The 5,855-nt window shown below is 61.2% G+C and carries 4 protein-coding genes; all 4 read left to right on the forward strand.

What is annotated here, in order from left to right; translation table 11 throughout:
• Window positions 1-192 precede the first annotated feature (192 nt).
• The 4 genes from FJY68_13010 to FJY68_13025 are packed head-to-tail and all read left to right on the forward strand — an operon-like array spanning window position 193 to window position 5,675.
• On the forward strand, window positions 193-987 hold the full coding sequence (locus tag FJY68_13010; GenBank protein MBM3332744.1) for a hypothetical protein: 795 nt from the start codon (window positions 193-195) through the stop codon (window positions 985-987).
• Between the two features lie 8 nt (window positions 988-995).
• Window positions 996-4,580 (forward strand): hypothetical protein, encoded by a 3,585-nt coding sequence (locus FJY68_13015; protein ID MBM3332745.1) that lies wholly within the window; start codon window positions 996-998, stop codon window positions 4,578-4,580.
• A gap of 37 nt (window positions 4,581-4,617) precedes the next feature.
• A complete protein-coding gene (locus FJY68_13020) occupies window positions 4,618-4,896 on the forward strand; it encodes a hypothetical protein (protein ID MBM3332746.1) in 279 nt (92 codons plus the stop codon).
• Window positions 4,897-4,943: 47 nt separating this feature from the next.
• On the forward strand, window positions 4,944-5,675 hold the full coding sequence (locus tag FJY68_13025; GenBank protein MBM3332747.1) for an HD domain-containing protein: 732 nt from the start codon (window positions 4,944-4,946) through the stop codon (window positions 5,673-5,675).
• Window positions 5,676-5,855: the final 180 nt, after the last annotated feature.

Here is a 5,855-nt window from a genome sequence, read left to right on the forward strand (position 1 = left end):
GGCCCGATCCTACCTACGCAGCCGGCAACGCCAGCCAGAAGTGGTCAGGAGTTACTTTGCGGAAGAGCACGTCCGATATGCGGCAACATGACCTCAAGCTGTCAAACATTTAGTGCTCTCCGTAGTAACCCGGTTGACCAGTTGGTGGGGTCTTTCGGCCCCGCCGTGTCGGTTCTGTCGCGGTACTCAGAAGTGAAGACGCAGACGGGCGACCCCGTAGACGTAGGCCATATCTTGGAGTTGGCGGCCGAGGCAGTGATGGAGTGGCGCCTCTCAAGGCTGGTGCCTGAAGGGTTGAAGGACCTCGATGCCGAAAGCCAGTTTGTCCTGCTCTGCTGGGATGTGCAGCGGGCCGCCGAGTTCAAGTTCGACCAGGCGCGTCTCATGGGTACTGCTGTCAACCGCCCAGTTGCGCAGTTGGAGTACGCAGGTTTGGTCGTGAAGAAGGGCGAGTGGACCCGCATATCGCCAGCGTCGGAGAGGCGCCGCGAGCGTGCACTGGAGCGTCGTGAGGCCGAGGCGCTGGAGCTCGACATGGGCCAGCCGATGAAGGTGCGAGTGAAGAAGACCGGCATCCGCAAGATACACCCGAAAGACCCAGAGTTCCGAACCGCTATAGATGGTTGCCATGCGCTGGCCCTGGCCGGTGTGAAGCGAGACGGGTTCGATATAGGAGAAGCCAAGACTCTTGCCCGACGCCAGGGCTGGACCAAGGAATCACCAGTGGCACGGCTGATGGCCGCGCTGGTGAAGGCCGCGCCGCCGGCAATGTGGCATCCCGAGAAGAAGGCCACGGCAGGGTCGAAGTATCCCGAGTTCAGGTTCTGGCATGATGCCTTGGAGCCTTTGTTCGGCATCGAGCCGCCGGACTGGGACAAGCCGAAGCCCGAGCAGTTGGACGCATTTGCAGCGCATGAAGGGGAAGCTCTGGACTACGAGATGGAAGCTGACACCGAGGAATCCGAGGAGGAATCGGAGGAAGCCTAGTGGCTTGGGTGGCGAAAGACGGGAAGGCCAAGCGGGCATACAAGCCGGGCAACCTGCTCAGGCACAAGTGGCAGCGATTCACACGCGGCCCGGACAGGGAGCTCCTTGAGAAGCTCTACGAGCCGGGGCTGGCTCGGGCGGTCCGCTACGACCGGTGCTGTTCCTACTTCTCCAGTTCGGTCCTTGCCGCTGCCGCGCGGGGCTTTTGCGGCCTGACCAAGCGTCTGCTGTGGCTGGACAAGGATGCGCCCAGGCCTGCGGTCCGGCTGCTGGTCAACGAGGAGCTTGCTGAGGCGGACGTACAAGCTCTGGTGGAACGCGGCGACGCTGAGGCGCTGGCCAAACGTCTCCAGAGCAGATTCAAGACGCCGCAGGATGCCTACGAGCGCGAACGTCTCTCGATGCTGACGTGGCTGCTTCAGGCCGGGTTCCTTGAAGTCAGAGTCGGTGTGATGCGGCAGGGCACCGGCATCGCTCATGCCAAGTTCGGTATCATGACCGATGACCACGGTGCGGCAGTGGTCTTTGCCGGCAGCGGAAACGAAACCGCGGCTGGCCTGCTTGCCAACTACGAGCAAGTCGAGGTCTCGACTTCCAGGTCCGACCCAGCCCGCCACAGCCACTACCGCGAGGAGTTTGAACGCCTGTGGCGCAACGACGACCCCTATGTCTTCACGGTTCCACTGCCCGAGGCGCTGAGGGAGAGACTCATCAAACTGGCCTCGACTGAGCCGCCTGTGCGCGAGCCAAGGGCTGATCGGAAGCGCCTGGAGGCAGCGATGGTGTGGCGATTCATCAGCGAGGCTGCGTATCTGCCGAACGGCGCCGGGGCTTGCGATGCTACGATGATGGTAGACCTCTGGCCACACCAGCGGCATGTGGTCGAGGACACCGCCGCGGCCTGGCCTGCCGGCAGGCTGCTGTGTGATGAAGTCGGGATGGGAAAGACCATTGAGGCGATAGCGGTCATCCGCAGACTGAGGGCCGGACGCGGGGCAGAGCGGGTGCTGATTCTGGCTCCGGCTGGGCTGCTCGGGCAGTGGCAGGACGAGTTGCGCGAGAAGGGCGGGCTGGTTGTGCCTCGGTTCGAAAATGAACGGCTGGTCTGGGCCGACGGCACGAGTGAGCCGGTTCCGCTTCAGGACGCGCTGCGACAGGATGTGCTCTTGCTGAGCCGCGAGACGGCGCGTCTCGAAGCACAACTGAACCGGATTCTGGCAGGACCGGACTGGGACTTGGTGCTCATGGATGAAGCGCATGCGGCACGCAGGGCGCGCGGCATAGAGGGCGAGTTCAACTCAGGCAACCTGCTGCTCGATCTGCTCCGTAAGCTACAGCTTTCCGGCAAAGCGAAGAGCATCCTTCTACTTAGCGCTACACCGATGCAGATTCACCCGTGGGAACCTTGGGACCTGATGTCGGTGCTCGGTGTTGGAGGTCTGTGGCTGAGCGAGTTCGCTTGGGTGCGGTCGTACTATGGCTGCATCGCCGCACTGAGCAAGACCGACGCACCCGTGTCCGAGCATCTGACCCGCGACGCGGACGTGCTCCTGCGTGTAGAGGCCAGCTCAACGGAAGAGCTATCCAACCGCCTGTCGTTCGCAGTGGGACAGGAGAGGCGCGAGTTGGCCCGTTTCTTGAGGCAGCAGTCACCGCTGACTCAGAGGATGCACCGCAACACCCGCAAGACCTTGGACGAGTACCGCGCGCTCGGGCTTCTGGAAAGTAGACACCCAAAGCGGCTGGTGGACGACCGGCGCTTCCGCTATGAAGATGAAGTGGGCGGGTTCGAGGAGCGGGCGGTATATGATGCGGTAACCGATTATATCGAGAGGCGATTCGGTCTTAACGCCGGCGGCGGTGGCAAGGGCTTTGTAAGAACCGTGTATCGACGACGGGCATCGAGTTCGCCACGAGCACTGGGTGAGTCTCTCAAGAACAGAAAGGAACTGTTGCAGCGGGTAGTCTCCAAACAGGCGTACGATTCGTACTTGCCGCCGGATGAAGACCCGGACCTGCGTGGGTTCCTCAATGAGGATGAGGAGCTTCCGAGTGGACGCATCCCGGCAGGCGTTCCCGACAATCCGCGAGATGCCCAGTCCGAGATAGAGGAGATTGAACGCCTGCAGAACATGCTGACTGCACTAGGGAGCCGGGACCGCAAGCGGGATTTCTTCTGGCCCATCCTGCAAGAACTGCTCGACGAGGGTCGACGCGTGCTGGTCTTTTCCTGCTACACGGACACGGTTCACTACGTGCGCGATTTCATCCGGGAATTCCATCCGTCCGAAGTCGGGTCTTTTACAGGCGAGGGTGGTGCGCGCTGGGACGGCAGCCTGTGGTACGACTGCAGCAAGGAAGCCATCACCGAGGCGCTTCGCAAGGGCGAGGTGCAGGTGCTGGTCTGCAACGACGCCGCCAGCGAGGGGCTCAACCTGCAGGCCGCGAGCGCCGTGGTGAACTACGACCTGCCGTGGAACCCGAGCCGGGTCGAGCAGCGCATCGGCCGCGCGGACCGTATCGGCCAGGCAAGAGACAGCGTGAAGGTGGTGAACCTGTTCCTTGAGGACAGCGTGGATGACCGAGTATATGGCGCTTTACAGAGACGTTGCGGACTGTTCGAGCACTTCGTCGGCCCGATGCAGCCCGTGCTGGCAGTTGCCCGAGACGTGCTGCTCGGCAAACTGGGCGAGGACGAGGTCGAGACCGCCGCGCGCGAGGCGGAGCGCGACGACCTGGCACAGGAGACCTACATCTCCGCCGAGGCAGTGAGGGTCAAGGCAGACTCGCCCGTCGCGCGGGAAGATCTCCTATCCGCGCTTGAACTGCTCGACCCGGATATGCCGGTCGGTGCGACTCGCAAGGACGCATCGTGGTCGCTCAAGCTTGGCAACCGCAGGCGGCGACTCGGTTTCACCCCCAAGGAGATGGAAGCCGACCCAGACGCTGAGGCCCTGCTACCCGAGTCTGATCTCGTTGCCGAGGTAGCGCGGCGCTTGGCGCACAAGGGAGAATTGCTGCCCCTCGTGATTGGCACCAACGCCGATGGACCATTCCGTGCGTCCGTCGCAAGGTGGTTGACGCCAACAGAGATCATCGACGTGCAGTCCTGCCACCAGTTGAAGAAGCTCGTTGCCGAGTGGGACGGCGTTCGCCCTGAACCCGCCCGATACCAGGAGGCGCTTCGCGCCGCTGAGGCGGAGGCGGCAGCGCGTATACAGCAGATGAAGGTCCAGTCCGACGAGGTCGCCATTCAGGCTGCAACCGACCAGCAGCGAGCCGCGCGACTGCGGTTGCTGGCTGAGCTTGCACGATTCCTGCTGTGTCTGTCGCAGCAGGGCGACCTGAATCAGACGTTACATGAGCATTCCAGTCGGAAGGACGCGCGGGCGGAGTGGCTGAGACAGGCATTCGGCCTGCTTGGCAACGCCTACCCGGACTGGGCAGAAGAGCTGCACGTCGATCTGCAGCCATACCACGAGGGTCTGCCTGAGAACCGCCGTAATGCACGTCTGCTCGGCTCCGAACTGCACGCCGCTATGTCCGATCCACGCTGGCCGTCCACGAGTTCGGGACCAGCTGCGGAGGTTTGAGGTTGGAAGTCTAGCTAGAAAGGGGTTGACTATGGGAGTGACCAAGCACGACCGCATCGCGAAAGAGATAGCAGCCAAGAAGGGCACGGTGTATCACCCGGACAAAGGCGTGGATATCCGTACCCCAAAACAGGCGATTGAAGTAGAGGTAGACCCCGACAAGTTCAAAGAGGGCGTGAGGCAGCTACAGGGCACCGACAAGGCCCGCTACCTCGCCATTCCCAACGACCTAGTCAAGGACGCCAAGGAGTACACCAAAGGCACGGGCGTCGGCGTGATGAACGAGCACGGCACCATCAAGAAACGGGCCCGGTAGAGCCGGCGAGGAAGTGAGCGTGGGACGCCCTTGAGCAGATCACCGAAATGATCGGAAAGGAGACAGGCATCAGCAAGACTTCTATCGTCATAAGGGACCCCGTATGGGGCCATATCAGTTTTCCCGACTACATCACGGCAATCATAAGGACCGAGGCTTTCGAGCGGCTCAGTTTCGTATCACAATTGGGACTGGCGCAACTCGTATTCCCAGGTGCGGTTCACACGAGACTAGGCCATTCGCTCGGAGTATACCACCTCGGTCAACGAGTGCTGGCGCAGCTCAGGAACCCTGGGGATTGCAGTGGCGTGGTGCTGGATCCAGTTGACGAAAAGTGCTTTCTCTCTGCCTGTGTCCTCCATGACGTGGGGCATTACCCCTTTTCACACACTCTAGAGGAACTCCAGTCACTCAAGACGGACCATGAGCATCGTGCGTCTGCCATGTTCGAGACGGGGGAGCTAGCTAGGGTGCTGGAGAAGTACGACATAGACAAGGGGCGGGTTTCAGCAATCATTGAGGGCAAGGCATCAACTCCAAGAGACCAGCTGCTGAGCAGTACGCTAAACAGCGCAATAGACATAGACAAATGCGATTGCTTGAGGCGCGACAGCTTCTTCTGCGGCGTGGACTATGGCCTCGTCGACGTCGATCGCCTAATACAAGCGTTGCGGCCCAATAAAGCAGGGGATTTTGTAGCCCTGACAGAAAAGGGGATAGGCCCGGTTGAGTCATTGTTGCTGGCCCAATACCTGAGAGGATGTCCCTGTCTTAGTTGAAAATCAGTAGCGGTTCCCCTGCCCGGATGGTAGCATCTGGGTTGTTTGAATGTTATGAAAGGAGAACCGCTGTGAGAAAGTACCGGAGATGGTCGTCGGCTGCAAGTCGGAACGTCAGGTCGGCAGGCAGGCAGGTGCTGGCTTCGCTGGATCAGGAGGATGCCTTGGAGCTATTGCAGG

It is taken from the genome of candidate division WOR-3 bacterium (assembly GCA_016867815.1).
Classification (GTDB): Bacteria; Hydrothermota; Tepidihabitantia; order Tepidihabitantales; family Tepidihabitantaceae; genus UBA2258.

Bases quoted from the DNA above. Each gene is read 5' to 3' on its own strand.
- FJY68_13025 (MBM3332747.1), top strand. From the start codon at position 4,944: ATGATCGGAAAGGAGACAGGCATCAGCAAGACTTCTATCGTCATAAGG.